The following is an 18,765-nucleotide window of genomic DNA, read 5'->3' as shown; positions in this document are numbered from 1 at the left end:
CTCGGGTGCGGCTGTCGCGGACGGGACTCGCAGGACACGGCCTGTGCATTCGGCGCGCAGTTGCGGCAGGCTAGTGGGCATGAAGCCACTGCCATTGGGTGTCCGCGTCGCCGCTGGACTCGCGGTGACCGCCCTCGAACAGGCGCGCAGGCTGCCGCAGCAGCTCGCCGGACTCCCTCTCACGGTGGTCAGCGAGGCAATGCAGTTGTCCATGCGCGTCCAGCAGCATGTGACCGAACTCGCCATCAGGGGTGACGACGTCCTCTCCGGACTGAGGCCTGCCGAGGACGAGCCGGAGTGGGCGACGTTCGACGAGGACGAGACGCCGGTCACGGCGGTGCCGTCGGACGAGCTCGCCGCGGACGACCCGTGGGAAGAGGAGGAGCGGGCGATCGCCGAGGTCCCCGAGTTCCTGCCGATGTACGACGAACTGTCGATCGCCCAGCTGCGCGCCCGGCTGCGCAACCTGGACGTCGAGCAGCTGGAGGTGCTGTTGCGCTACGAACAGGCGCACGAGTCCCGGCCCGAGTTCGTCGGCATGCTCAACCGCCGGATTGCCACGGTCAAAGCTCAGTGACCGAAGGAAAATCCACGCCGGAGAACCCCTGGCCGGTGCGGACGGTCGCCCGCAAGCTGCTCGACTGGATCAACCGGCTCGGCGACGTCTGGGTCGAGGGCCAGGTCACCCAGCTCAACGCGCGCAGCTCGACGGCGTTCCTGACGCTGCGCGACCCGAGCGTCGACATGTCGATGTCGATCACCTGCAACGCCTCGATGATCCGCGAGCTGCAGCTGACCGAGGGCAGCCGCGTGATCGCGCACGGGAAGATCAGCTTCTACCCCAACCGCGGCACGCTGAGCCTGCGGGCGGACGACATCCGCGCGGTCGGCATCGGCGAGCTGCTGGCGCGCATCGAGCGGTTGCGCAAGCTGCTGCACGCCGAGGGCCTCTTCGACCCGCGCCGCAAGCGCCGGCCGCCGTTCCTGCCGAACAAGATCGGGCTCATCACCGGTCGTGCGTCGGCGGCGGAACGGGACGTGCTCACGAACGCGCGCAATCGTTGGCCTGGAGCGCATTTCCGCGTCGTGAACGTCGCCGTGCAGGGTCCGATGGCGGTCACCCAGGTGATGACCGCGCTGTCCACTCTGGACAGAGATCCGGAGTGCGACGTCATCATCATCGCCCGCGGCGGCGGCAGCGTGGAGGACCTGCTGCCGTTCTCCGACGAGGCGCTGTGCCGCGCGGTCTCCCAGTGCCGCACGCCGGTGCTGTCGGCGATCGGGCACGAACCGGACATCCCGCTCATCGACCACGTCGCGGACCTGCGTTGTTCGACGCCGACCGATGCGGGCAAACGGGTGGTTCCCGATGTCGCCGAAGAGAGTGAACGCGTCCGCCAGATGCGCGATCGCGGACGGCGCGCGCTGCACGGCTGGGTCGATCGGGAACGCAAATTGCTCGACGCTCTGCGCTCACGACCAGTACTTTCGGACCCGTACGGTCCCCTGGACCGCAGAGCCGAAGAGGTGAACAGGCTTCGCGAACAGGGCCGTAGGGCCGTAACGCAACGTCTCGATCGGGAAGACGTCCACCTGTCAGGGACGAAAGCCCGCTTGACGACCCTCGGACCAGCCGCCACGCTGGCCCGCGGATACGCCGTTGTGCAACTCGTCACACCCGACGGGCCCGACGGCGTCTTGCGTTCTGTGACGGACGCCCCGAGCGGAACACGGTTGCGGGTACGCGTCGTTGACGGTGCAGTGGAAGCAGTGGTCGCCAAGGCGGAAGGGGGAGGTACCGATGATGCGTGATGCCGTGTTCCTGCCCCTGACCATGGAGGCGGCCGGCAATTGCACGACGGGACTGCGGCACAAGGCGGAGGCGGCGAACAGGGCCGCGGCGGAGTGCTGGACGGCGATGGTGGGCGACTGCGACACCAAAAGCCGCCGGACGCTGATCCTCACGTTGCACGATTTGAGCGAGGCCACCGCCGGGACGGTGCAGTACCGGCGCGTCGCGGAGGCCGAGGCGCTCATCGACGAGGCGGTGCGAGAGGGTGACGGCGAGGAGTTCGCGGAGGCGCTGGTCGGGTACGACCTGGCCGTCGCGACCGTGTTGAGCCGCCTGAGGAGTCAGTCCGCGTGAGTTCGGAGACGTTGGGTTACGAAGCCGCCCGCGACGAGTTGGTCGAGGTGGTCCGCAAGCTGGAGGCCGGCGGCCTGTCGCTGGAGGACTCGCTCGCGCTGTGGGAACGCGGTGAAGCGCTCGCCAAGACGTGTGAGCAGCATCTCGCGGGCGCGCGTGAGCGAATCGATGCAGCTCTCGCTGTGGTCGAGGAGGACGTTTCCGAGGCGTGATCCCGTGCAAGGATTCAGTTGCCGATCACAAAATCCGGCACGCTGAGTAGTCGCATGGAGGCGCGCAATGGTGAACACCCCCGCGGAACGACGTCGCGAAGCCCCGGACCGGAACCTGGCGCTGGAGCTCGTGCGCGTCACCGAGGCAGCGGCCATGGCCGCCGGCCGGTGGGTGGGACGCGGCGACAAGAACGGCGGTGACGGCGCCGCGGTCGACGCGATGCGCAAGCTGATCCACACCGTGTCGATGCGCGGTGTCGTGGTGATCGGCGAGGGCGAGAAGGACGAAGCGCCGATGCTGTTCAACGGCGAAGAGGTAGGCAACGGCGAGGGTCCCGACTGCGACGTCGCGGTCGACCCGATCGACGGCACCACGCTGATGGCCAAGGGCATGCCGAACGCGCTGGCCGTGCTGGCCGTGGCCGAGCGCGGGGCGATGTTCGACCCGTCCGCCGTGTTCTACATGGAAAAGCTCGCCGTGGGCCCGGAGGCGGCCGACGTCATCGACATCACCGCGCCGATCGCGGAGAACATCCGCCGCGTCGCGAAGGCCAAGCACAGCGATGTATCCGACGTGAACGTCTGCATCCTGGACCGGCCGCGGCACGAGTCGATCGTGCAGGAGGTGCGGCGGGCGGGCGCGCGCATCCACTTCATCTCCGACGGCGACGTGGCGGGCGCGATCGCGGCGGCACGTCCCACGAGCGGCGTGGACATGCTCATCGGCATCGGTGGCACGCCGGAGGGCATCATCGCGGCGGCGGCGCTCAAGTGCGTCGGTGGCGCCATTCAGGGCCGGTTGTGGCCCAAGGACGACGAGGAGCGCGAGAAGGCGATCGGCGCGGGCCACGACCTGTCCCGCGTGCTCACCACGAACGATCTTGTCAGTGGCGACAACGTCTTCTTCTGCGCGACCGGCGTGACCGACGGCGACCTTCTGCGCGGTGTGCACTACCGGGCGGGCGGCTGCACCACGCAGTCGATCGTCATGCGTTCCAAGTCCGGCACCGTGCGCATGATCGACGGCTTCCACAGCCTGCACAAGCTGCGCGAATACGCCTCGGTGGACTTCGACCTGCCGGAGGACGTGCAGCAGCCGCTGCCGTAGTTCGCTGTGAAGGTGTGAACCGTTAACGGAGGGTCACCCTCCGAGTGACCCTAGTGACCAAGTCACTTTCGTCCTTAGTTTCCGTCCTGACCCCGGCAACCCTGCGCCGGGTTCAGGAAAGGAAACTCAACGATGAGGGCACGTACGTTGTTCTCCGCAGTCGTCGTGGCCGCGGGCGCTCTGCTCGCCTCGGCCGCAGCGGCCACCGCGGCTCCGGCTCCCACCGCTGACGGCGAAGTCACGCCGATGATCGTCGGCGGCACCAACGCGAGCCAGGTCTACCCGTTCATGGTCTCCCTGCAGAGCACCTCCGGTAGCCACTTCTGCGGCGCCTCGCTGATCAAGGCCAACTGGGTCGTGACGGCGAAGCACTGCGTCCAGGGTTCCTCGGCGTCCTCGATCCGCACCCGGATCGGCACCACGAACCGCACCAGCGGCGGTACCACCACCGGCGCCTCGCGGATCATCCTGCACCCGTCCGCCGACCTGGCGGTGGTGCAGCTCAACACCTCGGTCAGCCAGGCCCCGATCACCATCTCGGCGGCGTCCGGCCCGGTCGGCACCGCGACCCGCATCATCGGCTGGGGCCAGACCTGCCCGGTCCGCGGCGCCTGTGGTGCCCCGGTCACCCTGCAGGAGCTCAACACCTCGATCGTCGCGGACAGCCGGTGCTCCGGCATCAGCGCCGCCTCGGAGATCTGCACCAACAACACCGGTGGCAACAAGGGCGCCTGCTACGGCGACTCGGGTGGCCCCGAGGTGAAGTCGGTGTCCGGTCGCTGGGAGCTGATCGGTGCCACGAGCCGTTCCGGCGGCGGCGCGAACTGCGCCCAGGCTCCGTCGATCTACGTGGACGTCTCGTACTACCGCTCGTGGGTCAGCTCGAACGTCGGCGGCCTGTAACCCGGTAAACGCATTCCGAGGGCCCGTCTCCCATTCGTTATGGGAGGCGGGCCCTCGCCGTTGCAACCCGAGGACCCCTCCGGTCGTCTACTTCGGCAAGGGATGGATCAACCGGGGGGTGCGCGATGAGGATGCTGCTCGTGGCGGTCGCGTTGTTGTCAGTGGCGGGGTGCGCGCAGGGGGCCGTGCACGCCGAGACTCCCGCCGCGCCACCGCCTTCGTCGTCTTCGACACCGCTTCCGTCTTCGACACCGTCTCCGTCTTCGGCGCCAGTGCCACCTTCTTCCTCGGAGACGCCTCCCCCACCGCCACCTCCTCCGCCGGTCGTGAAGCCGACGCCGTGCACCATCAGCGATGGCGCGTGCATCCAGCTCTCCACGAACCAGACGTGGGTCCTGCGCGGCGACAAGATCGTCCACGGTCCGTCGCCGATCACCCACGGGCGCAAGGGTTACGAGACGCCGCTCGGCAACTTCCCGGTGCTGCGCAAGGTGAAGAACGAGTGGAGCCGGCCGTACAACGCGCCCATGCCGTGGTCGACGTACTTCACCGAGAGCGGCATCGCGTTCCACGAGGGCGAACTGGACGTCCCGTCGCACGGCTGCATCCACCTGGACCCGGCGGCCGCGCAGTACTACTTCAACAACCTGGCGATCGGCGAGACCGTGCAGGTCGTCGCTTGATCAACCAAGTGGTCCATAGGTAGATGATTCAGATCACCCGGTAGTGGTTACTCCACTACCGAGGGGTGATGAGAGATGCGAGTTCTGATCGCGACGGTGCTCCTGATCCTCGGCTTTGCTGTTCCCGCACAGGCTCAGGCGGGATGCACCGTCTACAACGGAGCGTGCCTGGAGAAGCACTCGAACCAGGCGTGGCTGGTCTTCAACGGCAAAACGAGCTACGGCCCGGTGCCGATCAGTCACGGCAAGCCGGGGTACGAGACCCCGGTGGGCACGTTCTCGGTGCTGCGCAAGGTGAAGAACGACTGGAGCGTCCCCTACAACGGCCCGATGCCGAACGCGGTGTACTTCACCACGAGCGGTATCGCGTTCCACCAGGGTGACACGAACGTCCAGTCCCACGGTTGCATCCGGATGTCCGCTGACGCGTCGGTGGTGTTCTACGACAACCTGATGATCGGCGAGCAGGTACAGGTGCTGCCATAACAGTTGTCCTGGAAGGCCTGGCCGGAACAGGTCAGGCCTTCTAGCAACTCACCCGCTTCTTCGCGAACTCGTCCGCGCTGAGGTACTCGAACTCGTACTGGACCTTGCCGTCCTTCAGCCCGTCGAGCGTGAAGTGAACGTCCGACGTGCCGGCGTTCTCCCGCTGCACGGACATCGCGAGGTTCTGGTCGCCCTGTGGAGGTTGCCACGCGACCTTCTCGACGGCACCTTCCGGCTTCTGGGCGACCGTGATCTCCCGAAGCCGCACCGGCTGTGCGAACTCGATCTTCCAGATCACCGGGTCCTTCTCGTCCAGCACCGCGTCGCCATCGACCGCCTGGATCTGCATCGACTCGACCTTCGGCGCGTCACACGCGTTGTCGACGAACTGCGGAAGCCCGGTCGGCGTCAGTTTCGCGGCCCACGTCGGCATCGGCGAACAGCCGCCGAGCGCGGTGACGGCGGCAAGTACCGCGACCAGCTTCAACCGGGTCATCCTGGGCTCCCTCAACCGATGGCTGCCCACCAGCATCCATCATCGCGTCCCAGCACCGAGACGCGGCCCGCGAGCCCGGTGGGCAGCCATCCGGTGAGCCGCTCGAGCTCCTTGCCGACCACGACCAGCGCCGTGCCGGGATCCGCGGACAGGTTGTCCAGCAACACGGGGACGTCCACCGCGCTGAAGTCCACATCGGACACCGGCCGCCCGGCTGTCTCCTGGTTCGCCCGGACGATCCGCCAGCCCTCGTGGCCCTCCCACGCCAGTTCCTCCGCCCGCAGCGAGGCCACGAAGTAGTCCGACGCCGCGTACGGCGACACGAGCGCGATCGTCCCGCCGAACCGCCCGGCCAGCGTGCTCAGCCGCAACGGGTGCTCGAGCTGTTTCGGTTCCGCCTTGACGCGCTCGTAGCGGACCCCCAACCGGCGCGCGACCCGTTCGACCGTGGCGTGCACGCCGTCCTCCAGCGCCGCCACGACCAGTTCGACGTCCCGCGACCGGTTGAGCGCGTCCGGCAGGGCGAGTTGCGCCACGGTAAACCCCGGCATCACCGCGATCTGGGCGCTCAGCCGGTCCGGCACCGTCAGCTCGACCAGCACGTCGCAGCCCCAGCCAGACGTGTCGACCTCGGCGTTGACCCGGCTCTCCACCAGGTCGGACAGCGGCTGCCAGTACACCGTGCGCGGCCGTTCGCGCGTGATCGGACCCGCCCACCACGGCGTTCCCGGCACCACGTCGGGCCAACAGACGTGAATCACGAAGCCCCCCAAGGGTTGTGTTGCGCGTCCCCCTGACACGCACAACCCGATGCCATCAGCCTCAGTTTATGGGCCTCGGCCGACGCACCGCTGACGTATCAGTGACGCTCACCCAGAAGGCGGTGAACCGTCGCCTCGATCGCGTCAACCCGCTTCAGCGCCGTCTCGTGGTCGGCGCCGTCGTCCTCCCTGGCCAGCGTGTAGATCACCCCGCCGGCGCTGGCGACGTGATCGGGCACCCACACGATGCCGCGTTCCTCGAGCAGGCCGGCCACGCCGTCGTCGGTGAGCTGGTTGTTCGCGGGGCCCACGATCAGCCTGACGCCGAGGTGCCGCACGGTCTCCGGACTCAGCACCCCGCCCACCGCCGCCGGGACGAGCACGTCGGCCTCGACCTGGTACGCCTCATCCGGATGCACCCAGCCGAACTCGTCCGTGCGCCTGCTCTCGTCCACATCGGACACCACGATCTCCGCGCCCTCGATGCCTTTCGCGATCAGCTCTCCCACCGAGCCGTAGCCGCTGATCACCACCTTCCGGCCGGTCAGGTCGTGCGTTCCGAAAACGTGCTGCGAGGCAGCTTTCAACGCTGCCAGCACACCGCGCGCCGTGGGCCCGCTGGACGAGCCCGTGCCGCCGTGTTCCTCCGGCAGGCAGTAGGCGTGCGGGGTGATCTCCCTGAGCACCACCATGTCGTCCGGACCGGTGCCGACGTCCGGCCCCGCGCGGTAGGCGCCGCCGAACTCGTTGATCAGGTCGGCGTGGTCGAGCAGCACGTCCCTGCGCAGTTCCGGCGTGAGCGGCCGGTCGACGACGATCACGCTTTTGGCTCCACCGTGCGGAATTCCGGCGGCCTCACACTTGAGCGTCATGGCTTTCGACAGCCGCAGCACGTCAGTGACTGCGTCGGTGATCTGGTTGTACGGCTTCATCCGGCACCCGCCGACCGCCGGCCCGGCCTCGGTCGAGTGCAGCGCGACCATCGTGGTCATCCCCGACCGCTTGCCGGTGCGGACGACCAACTGCTCGTGTTCCCACATCTGCGTTCCTTCCCGAACTTCCGCCATGCTCTGGCATCGAAGTTAGGGTGATCGCCAGCTGTGGGAGCGTGCTGCCGAACGTTATTCGGCAACTGGATCCGGGGAGCGAGATGGACGAACTTGATTCGGCGATCGTGCGGGAACTGCAGCGCGATGCCCGGCAGTCGAACCGCGACATCGCGCGCAAGGTGGGCGTGGCGCCGTCGACGAGCCTCGAACGCATCCGGCTGCTCCGCGAACGCGGCGTGATCCGCGGCTACCACGCCGACATCGCCCCGTCCGCGCTCAACCGCGGCGTGCAGGCGCTGGTGTCGGTGCAGGTCCGCCCGTTGAGCCGGACGGTCATCGACAACTTCAAGACGTTCGCCGTCGGGCTGCCCGAGGTGCTGTCGGCGTTCGTCATGGCGGGCAGCGACGACTTCGTCATCCACGTGAGTGCTCAGGACAACGAGCACCTGCACGCGTTCCTGGTCGACCGGCTGAGCCAGCGCAAGGAGATCGTCGGCTGGCGCACGTCGATCATCTTCCAGCACCTGGCGAAGCACGATCCGGCACCGCTGCCAGAAGCCTGACAACGGTGCCGGTCGCTCAGCCGACGTCGCTGGAGTGGCCGGGGAAGAGGTGCGCGGCCGGGTTGAGCATGACCGCGATGTTGTTGACCGCCGTCGCCGCCTCCCCGAACCCGGTCGCGATGAGCTTGACCTTGCCGGGGTACTGCGCGACGTCGCCGGCTGCGTAAACGCGGTCCAGCTTGGTCTTCATCGTGGTGTCGACGACCACCGCGCGGTGGTCGAGCTCCAGCCCCCACGACTCGATCGGCCCGAGGTCGGCCGTGAACCCGAGCGCCGCGACAACTGTCTGCGCGGGCAACGTCTTCACGTCCTCACCCTTGACCTTGACGTCCACTTCGGACAGCGGCTCGCCGCGCAGCGCCAGCACTTCGGCGTCCGTGATGATCTCGACGCCGAGCTCCTTCACCTGCCGCACGGTCGCCGCGTGGGCCCGGAAGTTGGCCCTGCGGTGGACGATCGTGACACTCGCGGCGATCGGGTGCAGCGCCAGCGCCCAGTCGAACGCCGAGTCGCCACCGCCCACGATCACCACGTGCTGCCCCGCGTGTTCGGCCAGCACCGGCACGAAGTGCACCATGCCGTTCCCCAGCCTGCCGTCCCCCGCGGGCAGCGGACGCGGGTTGAACTCACCCATGCCCGCCGTGATCAGCACAGCCTTGGTGTTCACCGACGAGCCGTCCGCGAGACCGACCCGCAAACCGTCCTCAATGGACTCAAGGGTGCGCGCCTGGTGACCGAGCAGGTAGGTCGGCTTGAACTGCCCCGCCTGCTCCACCAGACCGTTGACGAGGTCGCGCCCGCGCACGGCGGGAAACCCGGCCACGTCGAAAATCATCTTCTCCGGATACATCGCCGTGACCTGACCGCCTGGCTCTGGCAGGGCGTCGACCACAGCGACGTTCAGTTCCCGGAAGCCTGCGTAGTAGGCGGCGAACAACCCCGTGGGACCAGCGCCCACGATGAGGAGGTCGACGTCACGCTCCATGGTGGTGCCCTTCTGCCAGTGGTGGGTGGCAGTGCTGTGATCGACGATAGAGACTCGGAGGTATGTCTGAACAGGAGTACCGCGTCGAGCACGACACGATGGGTGAGGTCCGCGTGCCGATCGACGCATTGTGGCGCGCCCAAACACAACGCGCGGTCGAGAACTTCCCGATTTCGGGTCGAGGCCTGGACCGCGCCCAGATCAGGGCCCTGGGCCTGCTCAAAGGCGCCGCCGCCAGAGCGAACGCCCAACTCGGCGTCCTCGACGCCGACCTCGCAGAAGCCATCGCCTCCGCCGCCGACGAGGTGGCAGCGGGCCAGTGGGACGACCACTTCCCGGTCGACGTCTTCCAGACAGGTTCCGGCACGTCCTCGAACATGAACGCCAACGAGGTCATCGCCACCCTGGCAACGCGCTCGCTGGGCCGCGACGTGCACCCGAACGACCACGTCAACGCCTCGCAGTCGTCCAACGACACCTTCCCCACGACCCTGCGCGTGGCCACCACCGAAGCCGTGGTCAAGGACGTCATCCCGGCCTTCGAACACCTCCTGGGCGTGCTGGAATCACGCGCCGCGGAGTGGTCCGACCTGGTCAAATCCGGCCGCACCCACCTCATGGACGCCGTCCCGGTGACGCTCGGCCAGGAAGCCGGCGCCTGGGCCTCTCAAGTCCGGTATTCGATCGAACGGCTCACGTCGTCCGTCCCGCGCCTGGCCGAACTGCCGATCGGCGGCACGGCCGTCGGCTCCGGCCTGAACGCCCCCGAGGGCTTCGGTGCGGCCGTGGCAGCAGAACTCGCCTCGGCAACCGGCCTGCCGCTCGTCGAGGCCCGCGACCACTTCGAGGCCCAGGCCACCCAGGACGGCGTCGTGGAGATCTCCGGCCAGCTGCGCACGTCCGCCGTGGCCCTGTTCAAAATCGCCAACGACCTCCGCTGGCTCGGCTCCGGCCCCCGCACGGGCCTCGGCGAACTCGCCCTGCCCGACCTCCAGCCCGGTTCGTCGATCATGCCGGGCAAGGTCAACCCGGTGATCTCCGAAGCCACGATGATGGTCGTGGCCCAGGTCATCGGCAACGACGCCACCGTCGCGTTCGCCGGCTCGCAGGGCAACTTCCAGCTCAACGTGATGCTGCCGGTCATCGCCCGCAACGTCCTGGAGTCCTCGCGCCTCCTGGCCGCCGTGGCCCGTCTTCTGGCCGACAAGGTGCTGACCGGCGCCGAGGCCCAGGTCTCGCAGATGCGCGAGTACGCCGAGTCGTCACCGTCGATCGTCACGCCGCTGAACCGCTACATCGGCTACGAGGAGGCGGCGTCGATCGCCAAGCAGTCGCTGAAGGAGCGCAAGACGATCCGCGAGGTGGTGCTGGAACGCGGCCACGTGCCGGGCAAGCTCACCGAGGAGCAGCTGGACGCCGCTCTGGACGTGCTGCACATGGCGCGCGGCGGCCGTTGAACGACTTCAGGCCTGGGCCACCGGTGCAGCCTGTGGCCCAGGCCCGAAGTGCTCGTCGCAGATGGCTTCGACTTCGTCATCGGTGAGCTCCGGAACGACCCACTCCCGCGCCGCCATGTGCTCCAGGAACTCGGCAGGCAGCGCGACGTCGTACTTGCGCAGGTAGTGGATGAGCATGCCGTGCCACAGCCACACACCGTCGGTGAAGGTCTGACGCTGATCGACCTTCGGGCCATCCGGGTCGAGCAGATCGCTGGGACACGACATCGACATGACGATCCAACGCCCTTGCTCCAGGTAGCTCAGCGCTGCCTGCTTCCAGGGCTGCTCGCCCCCGGTCATGGCCGCTCGCACCTCATCAGCCGAACGGAACTCCCCAGCTTCCTTCAGCATCACGATCCCCCAGACGCAGATGCGAGGAACCGTAGCCCATCGCTGGTGGGACCATCCGCACGTGAACGCACTGTCGGTCGTGGCCAGAGGCACCTGGCTGTACGCGAACACCACGCCCATGCCGGTGGCCATCGTCTGCCTCGACCACGACCACTGGTACGAGATCGCCAAGGCGAACGGCGATCTCGAGAGCGGCGAAGTTCCCAACGTCGACGCGGAGGGCCACGCCTACTACGTCTCGTACAGCAACATCCGTGATGGCGGCACGTTCTTGCCGGACTCGCAGACGCACCGTTCACTCAGCGACGCCAAGGCCGACGCCGAGTCACGTGCGCCGTCACCGATCACCTGGAGCTAGGAGTACATCGCGAGCCAGATGGCGATGTAGTGGCAGATCGCCGCCACCACGGTCGCAGCGTGGAAGAACTCGTGATACCCGAACACCTGCGGCCAGGGGTTGGGCCACCGAGTCGCGTAGAACACCGCGCCGACGGTGTAAAGCGCCCCACCCACCAACAGCAACACCAGCGCGGCAACCCCGGCGTGGTGCAGCAGCTCGGGCAGCACGAAGACCGCTACCCAGCCGAGAGCGATGTAGATCGGCACCCCGAGCCACCGCGGCGCGTGCGGCCAGGCCATCTTCAGCGTCACACCGGACAACGCCCCGATCCACACCACCAACAGCACGACGTACCCGGTGCCGGGGTCCATGGCGAGCAGCGCGAACGGGGTGTAGGTGCCGGCGATGAACACGAAGATCATCGAGTGGTCCAGGCGCTTCATCCACGTGCGCACGCGGTCGGACTTCCACGTCACGCGGTGGTACAGCGCCGAGACGCCGAAGAGGCCCAGGACGGTGAGGCCGTAGACCGAGGTGGCCAGGGCGGCGCGGGCGGACACTGTGGACGCCGCCAGCGCGATCAGGGTCGCACCGGTGGCGACGGAGGCGATGAAGGACCAGAGGTGCAGCCACCCACGAAGGCGCGGCCGCAGTCCGGGCTGTGGAGGAATGGTCGCATTGGTCACGAGACCCTAGGTTACGCGACCGTAGGTTACGGACCATGGCTCAGTGATGAAGCTTGCACGGCGTACGCTGTTCGGACGTGGCACTCCGCACCCGTGTGAAAGACGTCGCTATCCACCTCTACGAGTGGATTCTTCGACGTGAGTTGAGCGGGACACAGGTGCCCAAGCACGTGGGCGTGGTCCTCGACGGCAACCGCAGGTGGGCCAGGGAGGCCGGGTTCACCGACGTCGCGCACGGGCATCGGGCCGGCGCGCGCAAGATCCTCGAGCTCCTCGACTGGTGCGGTGACGCCAAAGTGGAGGTCGTCACGCTCTGGATGCTGAGCACCGACAACCTCAACCGGGACGCCGAAGAACTGGCGCCGTTGCTGGACATCATCTCCGACATCACCGACGAGCTCGCCGCGGACGGCAATCCGTGGCGGGTCCGGCACGTCGGCGCCATCGACATGCTGCCCAGGGAGCACGCCGAGCGGCTCACCAACGCGGCGAACAAGACCAAGAACCGCACCGGCATCCAGGTCAACGTCGCTGTCGCGTACGGCGGCCGGCAGGAGATCGCGGACGCCGTGCGGAAGCTCCTGCAGGCGCACGCCGAGCGCGGCGGCACCATCGAGGAACTGGCCGAGGTGCTCGACGTCGACCACATCGCGGAGCACCTCTACACGTCTGGTCAGCCGGACCCCGACCTGATCATCCGCACGTCCGGCGAGCAGCGGCTTTCCGGCTTCATGCTCTGGCAGTCGGCGCACTCGGAGTTCTGGTTCTGCGAGGCCTACTGGCCCGGCTTCCGGCGCACCGACTTCCTGCGGGCCATGCGCGAGTACGCCAAGCGCCACCGCAGGTACGGCAACTAGCAGGCAACGGACGCAGCAAAAGGGGCGCCCACCGCGAGGTGGACGCCCCTTGAAGCAACTACGGCGAAATCACTCGCCGTCGTGGCCCCACTCCGCGCCGTCTTCGATGCCACCGGCGGCACAGGTCTCGGTGATCGACGGCGAGTTGATCGGCACGGCACCACCGAAGACACCGACGTTGTTGCCACACGCGCCCAGAACACCGTTCAGGTTGTTCGCGTTGCCGACGATCAGCAGCGGCGCGTTCTCCCACTCGTGGCCCTGAACGGCCATCGCCGGGGAACCAACAGCCAGGAACGCGGCAGCCACACCAACGGCGGCAACAGCCTGCTTCAGCACGATTATTCTCCTCATGAAGGTTTAACGGGTAAAACACATCTGGAGGCGCCAAAATGACGCCCCCAGACGCAGAACAAAGGGAGATCAGCCCTCGTCGACGATGCCGCCGGCGGCGCAGGTCTCGGTGATCGACGGCGAGTTGATCGGCACGGCACCGCCGAAGACACCGACGTTGTTGCCACAGGCACCGACGGTGCCGTTGAGGTTGTTGCCGTTCAGCAGGACCAGCAGGGGGCCGTTCTTCCAGTGGTGTCCACCGTGGCCCTCGCCGGCCATGGCGGCCGGGGCGAACGCGAGCGACAGCGCGGCTGCGGCAGCAACCACGGCACAGGCCTTCTTCATGAGATTCTCCTTCATGTCGGGTTATCCCCGTCATTTCCGGAGTCTTCGGGGATCTCCGGAGCGGTGGGGTCTCCGGGCGGAAACGCTATAGGTATTGATCTCGATTGGCGGCCCGCATGACCCCATTGTGTGACGTCAAGATCAACAACATTCCCCATACAGGTGGTCTTCGATTCACGATTCGGTCGCGAGTAAGGCCCTGTGGTAGACGCTCTACGCTCTTCGACTCATGGACGCCAACGAGCTGGTGCGCGGATATCTGGTGCTGGGGCTGCGCCTCGGGCGCCTGGTGTCCGGGTTCGTCGACTCGTTCACCGGCGACCCCGCACTGAGCCGCGCCGTCGACAACGAGCCGCGCCTCGACCCCAAAGCGCTCGCCTCCCACGCCCGTGAGCTGCAGAAAGAGCTCCCCGGCTCCGATCTCACGACCCAGCGCAGGCAGTTCCTCCAGGCGCATCTCACCGCGCTGGAGTGCACCGCGCGCAAGCTCGCCGGCGAGCGCGTCACGTTCGTGGACGAGGTCGAGCAGTACTTCCAGGTCCGCATCCGCCCTGGTGACGAGGACGCGTACGCCCAGGCTCACCGCAACCTCGACGTGCTGCTCGAGGGACCGGGATCGCTCACCGACCGCCTCAGCGCCTTCCGCGCGGCCGACGAGGTGCCCGCGCGCAGGCTCCAGGGCGCCGTGCAGGCCCTCTCCAGCGCCCTGAGGGACCGCGTGCGGCACAAGTACGCGCTGCCCGAGCAGGAGATCGTCGAGTACCAGGTCGTCACCAACAAGCCGTGGAGCGGCTTCAACTACTACCTCGGCGGCTACCGCAGCAGGGTCGCGGTCAACGCCGACCTCGGCCACCGCATGTCGAACCTGCCCCACCTGGTCGCGCACGAGTCCTATCCGGGCCACCACACCGAGCACTGCCGCAAGGAGGCCGGCCTGGTCGCCCGGCGCGGCCACGCCGAGCAGTCGATCTTCCTGATCAACACGCCGCAGTGCCTGATGGCCGAGGGCATGGCGGACCTCGGCCTGCACGCCGCGGTCGGACCGGGCTGGGGCGTCTGGACGGAGCAGATCTTCCGCGACCTCGGGTTGCGAATGGACGGCGAACTGTCCGAAAAGGTCGAATCGGCGGCGTCCGGCCTGCTCACCGTGCGGCAGGACGCCGCGCTGCTGCTACACGATCGAGGTGCGGATCAGGATGACGTGGTTGCGCATCTGCGCAGGTGGCTGCTAGTCCCCGACCGCCGGGCACGGCAAATGGTTCGTTTCCTGGCGGACCCGCTGTGGCGCGCTTACACCACGACTTACGTCGAAGGAGTGCGTCTCGTGAGGGCCTGGCTGGACGTCCGCGCGCCCGGCGAGTCGCTCGACTCCCGCTATCTGAGGCTTCTCGACGAGCCCCTCGTACCGAAATCACTCGAATCCCAGGTGAGGGACGGTCTGTCGTGGTTGGCCCGCAACACCCAAGAAAACAGCATCTGACCAGCTGAAACACGGCTGTGGTCACGTTTCGGGTTGTTTTCCGGCAGATGACAAATCGGGATTCACCTGTGTGGCTTCGTGCAGATGGGGCACTGCCGCAGGTAACTTCGTTCTTGGCGGGACGCGACCACTGCGGACCGCGCAGGGAGGTCCTGATCGTGACAGACAACGTCGCGAGGGGGCCGGCACCCGGCCCTCGTGGTCGACCTGCCTGACGCCACCCGGCGGACGGCGAGACGATCAATCAGGGTTGTGCCTGGCCCAGCGAGGAGCGGACGCGGGTGCCGCGTTCGTGAGGGAGTTGCCGTGAACGCACGACGTCCCGCGAGCCGTTCCTCAGGCTCATCGCGCACATCCTCCTCCAGGCGCAAGTCCGCCGCCCCAGCCCTCACGACATATGTGCTGGACACGTCGGTACTGCTGTCCGATCCACTCGCGGCCACCAGGTTCGCGGAGCACGAGGTCGTGCTCCCGCTCGTGGTGATCAGCGAGCTGGAGGGCAAGCGCCACCACCCCGAACTGGGCTGGTTCGCGAGGGAGGCCCTGCGCCTGCTCGACGACCTGCGCTTGCGGCATGGTCGCCTCGATTCGCCCATCCCCATCGGGGATGTGGGAGGCACCTTGCACGTCGAGCTCAACCACTCCGACCCGGAGGTGTTGCCATCAGGTTTCCGAACGGACTCCAACGACGCCCGAATCCTCGCCTGCTCCCTCAACCTCGCTGCTGAGGGGCGCAACGTCACCCTGGTGACGAAGGACATGCCGCTGCGAGTCAAGGCCGGATCGGTCGGCCTGCAGGCGGAGGAATACCGGGCGCACGACGTCACCTTGTCAGGCTGGACAGGAATGTCCGATCTGGACGTCGATCAGTCAGTGATCGACGGTCTGTTCAAGGAGAACGTCGTCGACCCCACCCAACACGAAGGTCTCGAGCACATCGCCGAACTGCCGTGCCACACCGGACTCCGGATGCTGGCGGGCACGGCGAGTGCGCTGGGAAGGGTGACCGCGGACAAGCAGATCAGGCTGGTTCGCGGGGATCGGGAGGCGTTCGGACTGCACGGAAGGTCCGCTGAGCAACGGATCGCGCTGGATCTGCTGCTCGATTCCGAAGTCGGCATCGTCTCGCTGGGCGGGCGTGCGGGCACCGGGAAGTCGGCGCTGGCGCTGTGCGCCGGCCTCGAAGCGGTGATGGAACGCAGGCAGCACCGCAAGGTCGTGGTGTTCCGGCCGTTGTACGCGGTCGGCGGCCAGGAGCTCGGGTACCTGCCTGGCAGCGAGAACGAGAAGATGGGGCCGTGGGCGCAGGCGGTGTTCGACACGCTCGGCGCGCTGGTGAGCCAGGCGGTGGTGGAAGAGGTGATGGACCGCGGCATGCTCGAGGTCCTGCCGCTCACCCACATCCGCGGCCGCTCGCTGCACGACTCCTTCGTGATCGTGGACGAGGCGCAGTCGTTGGAGCGCAACGTGTTGCTGACCGTGCTGTCGCGTTTGGGCAGCAACTCGCGGGTGGTGCTGACGCACGACGTGGCGCAGCGCGACAACCTGCGGGTGGGCCGGCACGACGGCGTGGCGGCGGTGATCGAGAAGCTGAAGGGCCACCCGCTCTTCGCTCACGTCACCCTGACCCGCTCGGAGCGTTCGCCGATCGCGGCTCTCGTCACCGAGATGCTGGAGGACTACGCCTCATAGCGGTGTTCTGAGCAGAACGGCCCCGCGCTTTCGTTGCGCGGGGCCGTTTTTGCGTATGTGATGTCTAGTCGAGCGCGCGCTTCATGAAGCCGCGCAGGCCGAGCCCACCGAAGCCTGCGATCGCGACGACGAGCACCACCAGCACGATCGGCAACGGGATGTGCGGCACGTTCGGCACCAGTGCCGCGCGCATGCCCTCGCTCACGTAGGTCAGCGGGTTGAGCGCGCAGACCACCTTGAACCACAGCAGATCGTCGCTCAGCGAGCGCCACGGGAACTGCGCGGAACCCGTGAACAGCAACGGGGTCAGGATCACCGCGAACATCACGTTGACCCGGCGCGCGGGCACCGACGTGCCGATGACCATGCCGACCGAACCGCCGGCGAGACAGCCGAGGACGATCACCAGCAGCGCGGCGGGAATCCCCGACCACTCCCACGAGATGTCGAGCATCACGAACCCGACCGGCACCATCAGCACGGCCGCGAAGAACCCGCGGACGGCACCGAACACGATCTTCTCCACCGCGACGAGCGGGATGGAGATCGGTGCCAGCAACCGGTCCTCGATCTCCCGCGTCCACGAGAAGTCCAGCACCAGCGGCAGTGTCGTGTTCTGCAACGCGCCCAGGAACCCGTTCATCGCGATGATGCCGGGCAGCAGCACCTGCGCGAAGTCGTTCTGGACGTACCCGATGTCCCCCAGCACCTTCGCGAAGATGAAGAGGATGAAGAACGGCTGGATGATCACCTGCGCGAGGAAGCTCGGCAGCTCGCGGCCCGTGACGAAGACGTCGCGCCACAGGATCGCCTGGAACGTCCTGAGTTGGCTCACCGAAGCTCCCTGCCGGTCAGGTGGATGAAGACGTCTTCCAGGCTGGGCTTGCCGATCGCGACGTCGCTGACGACGACGTCGAGGTCCCGCAACACGTTCAGCACCGCGGGCAGCGTGACCGAGGTGTCCGCGTCGGTGTAGACGCGGTACATGCCACTGACCTCCTCCACCCGTTGCGCACCGTCCACTTCGGACAGCGCGGCGCTGATCTTCTCGATCTCGTGGCCGTTCGCACCGACCGTGACGCTGACCGTGTTGCTGCCGGGCAGGCTCTTCGTCAGCTCGGACGGCGTGTCCAGGGTCAGCAGCTTGCCGTGGTCGACGATGCCGACGCGGTCGCACAGCTTGGTGGCCTCGTCCATGTCGTGCGTGGTGAGCACGACCGTGACGCCGTCCGCGTGCAGTGCGGCGACGCGTTCGTGGACGAAGAGCCTGGCCTGCGGGTCGAGCCCGGTGCTCGGCTCGTCCAGGAACAGCACCTTCGGCCGGTGCATCAGCGCGCGGGCGATCATCAGCCGTTGCGCCTGACCGCCGGACAACGTGTCGACGAGCGCCTTCTCGTGGTCCTTCAACCCCATCCGCTCGAGGATGTCGTCGGCGAGCTTCTTGCGTTCGGTCGGCCCGATGCCGTGATAGGCCGCGTGGAACAGCAGGTTCTGCTTCGCGTTGAGCGAGCGGTCGAGGTTGTTGCGCTGTGGCACGACGGCGAGCAACTGCCGTGCGCGCTTGGAGTCGGCGACCACGTCGACGCCCTCCACGAACGCCTGCCCCGAGGTGGGGCGGACGCGCGTGGTCAGGACGCCGACGGTGGTCGTCTTGCCCGCGCCGTTTGGCCCGAGCAATCCGAAGACCTCACCGCGGCGGACGGTGAAGCTCAATCCGTCCACCGCAGGTTTTTGTCCGGTTTTATAGACTTTGCGGAGATCTCTTACTTCTACCGCTTCGTCCATTC

24 protein-coding genes are annotated in these 18,765 nt (G+C 67.4%); 14 read left to right on the top strand and 10 right to left on the bottom strand.

The window, feature by feature from the left end; all coding sequences use genetic code 11:
- Positions 1-79 precede the first annotated feature (79 nt).
- The 8 genes from ACWGE0_RS25425 (at position 80) to ACWGE0_RS25390 (ending at position 5,538) form a co-directional block, all read left to right on the top strand.
- Positions 80-577 carry a lipid droplet-associated protein gene (locus ACWGE0_RS25425; protein ID WP_452263390.1) on the top strand — a complete coding sequence of 166 codons (498 nt, stop codon included), beginning with the start codon at positions 80-82 and terminating at the stop codon, positions 575-577.
- A complete protein-coding gene (gene xseA, locus ACWGE0_RS25420) occupies positions 574-1,812 on the top strand; it encodes an exodeoxyribonuclease VII large subunit (protein ID WP_319972247.1) in 1,239 nt (412 codons plus the stop codon). Before ACWGE0_RS25425 ends, xseA begins: the two co-directional genes overlap by 4 nt.
- On the top strand, positions 1,802-2,146 hold the full coding sequence (locus ACWGE0_RS25415; RefSeq protein WP_319972246.1) for a sugar ABC transporter substrate-binding protein: 345 nt from the start codon (positions 1,802-1,804) through the stop codon (positions 2,144-2,146). Before xseA ends, ACWGE0_RS25415 begins: the two co-directional genes overlap by 11 nt.
- The gene (locus tag ACWGE0_RS25410; protein WP_229813098.1) at positions 2,143-2,358 is read left to right on the top strand and encodes an exodeoxyribonuclease VII small subunit; all 216 of its coding nucleotides are present in this window, start codon (positions 2,143-2,145) and stop codon (positions 2,356-2,358) included. Before ACWGE0_RS25415 ends, ACWGE0_RS25410 begins: the two co-directional genes overlap by 4 nt.
- 67 nt (positions 2,359-2,425) lie before the next feature.
- Complete coding sequence (gene glpX, locus ACWGE0_RS25405; protein ID WP_045309944.1) at positions 2,426-3,466, top strand: class II fructose-bisphosphatase; 1,041 nt, start codon at positions 2,426-2,428, stop codon at positions 3,464-3,466.
- A 132-nt stretch (positions 3,467-3,598) separates the two neighbouring features.
- Positions 3,599-4,369: a S1 family peptidase gene (locus ACWGE0_RS25400; RefSeq protein ID WP_452263389.1), complete on the top strand. Its 771-nt coding sequence runs from the start codon at positions 3,599-3,601 to the stop codon at positions 4,367-4,369.
- Between the two features lie 125 nt (positions 4,370-4,494).
- Positions 4,495-5,052, top strand: coding sequence for a L,D-transpeptidase (locus tag ACWGE0_RS25395; protein WP_452263388.1), 558 nt, complete (start codon positions 4,495-4,497; stop codon positions 5,050-5,052).
- A gap of 75 nt (positions 5,053-5,127) precedes the next feature.
- Positions 5,128-5,538 (top strand): L,D-transpeptidase, encoded by a 411-nt coding sequence (locus tag ACWGE0_RS25390; RefSeq protein ID WP_452263387.1) that lies wholly within the window; start codon positions 5,128-5,130, stop codon positions 5,536-5,538.
- A gap of 40 nt (positions 5,539-5,578) precedes the next feature.
- Here ACWGE0_RS25390 and ACWGE0_RS25385 read toward each other — a convergent pair whose 3' ends face one another.
- The 3 genes from ACWGE0_RS25385 to ACWGE0_RS25375 form a co-directional block, all read right to left on the bottom strand.
- Positions 5,579-6,034: a hypothetical protein gene (locus tag ACWGE0_RS25385; protein ID WP_452263386.1), complete on the bottom strand. Its 456-nt coding sequence runs from the start codon at positions 6,032-6,034 to the stop codon at positions 5,579-5,581.
- An 11-nt stretch (positions 6,035-6,045) separates the two neighbouring features.
- Entirely contained in the window at positions 6,046-6,795 is a 750-nt protein-coding gene (locus ACWGE0_RS25380; RefSeq protein ID WP_452263385.1) for a hypothetical protein, read from the bottom strand.
- A gap of 98 nt (positions 6,796-6,893) precedes the next feature.
- On the bottom strand, positions 6,894-7,835 hold the full coding sequence (locus ACWGE0_RS25375; RefSeq protein WP_452263384.1) for a Glu/Leu/Phe/Val dehydrogenase dimerization domain-containing protein: 942 nt from the start codon (positions 7,833-7,835) through the stop codon (positions 6,894-6,896).
- A gap of 110 nt (positions 7,836-7,945) precedes the next feature.
- Between ACWGE0_RS25375 and ACWGE0_RS25370 the strand changes: the two genes are divergently transcribed.
- Positions 7,946-8,407: an Lrp/AsnC family transcriptional regulator gene (locus ACWGE0_RS25370; protein ID WP_452263383.1), complete on the top strand. Its 462-nt coding sequence runs from the start codon at positions 7,946-7,948 to the stop codon at positions 8,405-8,407.
- Positions 8,408-8,423: 16 nt separating this feature from the next.
- On the opposite strand, the gene ACWGE0_RS25365 is transcribed toward ACWGE0_RS25370, so the two are convergent.
- Positions 8,424-9,392: an NAD(P)/FAD-dependent oxidoreductase gene (locus ACWGE0_RS25365; RefSeq protein ID WP_452263382.1), complete on the bottom strand. Its 969-nt coding sequence runs from the start codon at positions 9,390-9,392 to the stop codon at positions 8,424-8,426.
- Positions 9,393-9,454: 62 nt separating this feature from the next.
- Between ACWGE0_RS25365 and ACWGE0_RS25360 the strand changes: the two genes are divergently transcribed.
- The gene (locus ACWGE0_RS25360) at positions 9,455-10,849 is read left to right on the top strand and encodes a class II fumarate hydratase (protein WP_452263381.1); all 1,395 of its coding nucleotides are present in this window, start codon (positions 9,455-9,457) and stop codon (positions 10,847-10,849) included.
- Positions 10,850-10,855: 6 nt separating this feature from the next.
- On the opposite strand, the gene ACWGE0_RS25355 is transcribed toward ACWGE0_RS25360, so the two are convergent.
- Positions 10,856-11,242, bottom strand: coding sequence for a hypothetical protein (locus ACWGE0_RS25355; protein WP_452263380.1), 387 nt, complete (start codon positions 11,240-11,242; stop codon positions 10,856-10,858).
- Between the two features lie 61 nt (positions 11,243-11,303).
- Here ACWGE0_RS25355 and ACWGE0_RS25350 point away from each other — a divergent pair, with 61 nt between their 5' ends.
- The gene (locus ACWGE0_RS25350; RefSeq protein ID WP_452263379.1) at positions 11,304-11,600 is read left to right on the top strand and encodes a hypothetical protein; all 297 of its coding nucleotides are present in this window, start codon (positions 11,304-11,306) and stop codon (positions 11,598-11,600) included.
- Here the strand turns inward: ACWGE0_RS25350 and trhA are convergent.
- Complete coding sequence (gene trhA / locus ACWGE0_RS25345) at positions 11,597-12,268, bottom strand: PAQR family membrane homeostasis protein TrhA (protein ID WP_452263378.1); 672 nt, start codon at positions 12,266-12,268, stop codon at positions 11,597-11,599. The two genes, ACWGE0_RS25350 and trhA, sit on opposite strands and share 4 nt — an antisense overlap.
- 77 nt (positions 12,269-12,345) lie before the next feature.
- Between trhA and ACWGE0_RS25340 the strand changes: the two genes are divergently transcribed.
- On the top strand, positions 12,346-13,125 hold the full coding sequence (locus tag ACWGE0_RS25340) for an isoprenyl transferase (RefSeq protein WP_452263377.1): 780 nt from the start codon (positions 12,346-12,348) through the stop codon (positions 13,123-13,125).
- Between the two features lie 69 nt (positions 13,126-13,194).
- On the opposite strand, the gene ACWGE0_RS25335 is transcribed toward ACWGE0_RS25340, so the two are convergent.
- The gene (locus tag ACWGE0_RS25335) at positions 13,195-13,464 is read right to left on the bottom strand and encodes a hypothetical protein (protein WP_452263376.1); all 270 of its coding nucleotides are present in this window, start codon (positions 13,462-13,464) and stop codon (positions 13,195-13,197) included.
- An 84-nt stretch (positions 13,465-13,548) separates the two neighbouring features.
- Positions 13,549-13,806: a hypothetical protein gene (locus tag ACWGE0_RS25330; RefSeq protein ID WP_452263375.1), complete on the bottom strand. Its 258-nt coding sequence runs from the start codon at positions 13,804-13,806 to the stop codon at positions 13,549-13,551.
- 229 nt (positions 13,807-14,035) lie between these two features.
- Between ACWGE0_RS25330 and ACWGE0_RS25325 the strand changes: the two genes are divergently transcribed.
- Together ACWGE0_RS25325 and ACWGE0_RS25320 are read left to right on the top strand one after the other, a co-directional pair.
- The gene (locus ACWGE0_RS25325) at positions 14,036-15,286 is read left to right on the top strand and encodes a DUF885 domain-containing protein (RefSeq protein ID WP_452263374.1); all 1,251 of its coding nucleotides are present in this window, start codon (positions 14,036-14,038) and stop codon (positions 15,284-15,286) included.
- 399 nt (positions 15,287-15,685) lie between these two features.
- Positions 15,686-16,978: a PhoH family protein gene (locus ACWGE0_RS25320; RefSeq protein WP_452263418.1), complete on the top strand. Its 1,293-nt coding sequence runs from the start codon at positions 15,686-15,688 to the stop codon at positions 16,976-16,978.
- 64 nt (positions 16,979-17,042) lie between these two features.
- Here the strand turns inward: ACWGE0_RS25320 and ACWGE0_RS25315 are convergent, their stop codons facing one another.
- Positions 17,043-17,813 (bottom strand): ABC transporter permease, encoded by a 771-nt coding sequence (locus ACWGE0_RS25315; RefSeq protein ID WP_452263373.1) that lies wholly within the window; start codon positions 17,811-17,813, stop codon positions 17,043-17,045.
- Positions 17,810-18,763 carry an ATP-binding cassette domain-containing protein gene (locus tag ACWGE0_RS25310; protein ID WP_452263372.1) on the bottom strand — a complete coding sequence of 318 codons (954 nt, stop codon included), beginning with the start codon at positions 18,761-18,763 and terminating at the stop codon, positions 17,810-17,812. The genes ACWGE0_RS25315 and ACWGE0_RS25310 overlap by 4 nt, the downstream gene beginning before the upstream one ends.
- Positions 18,764-18,765: the final 2 nt, after the last annotated feature.

Source organism: Lentzea sp. NPDC054927, from assembly GCF_053610285.1.
This window is presented reverse-complemented; position numbering and strand designations above follow the sequence as displayed.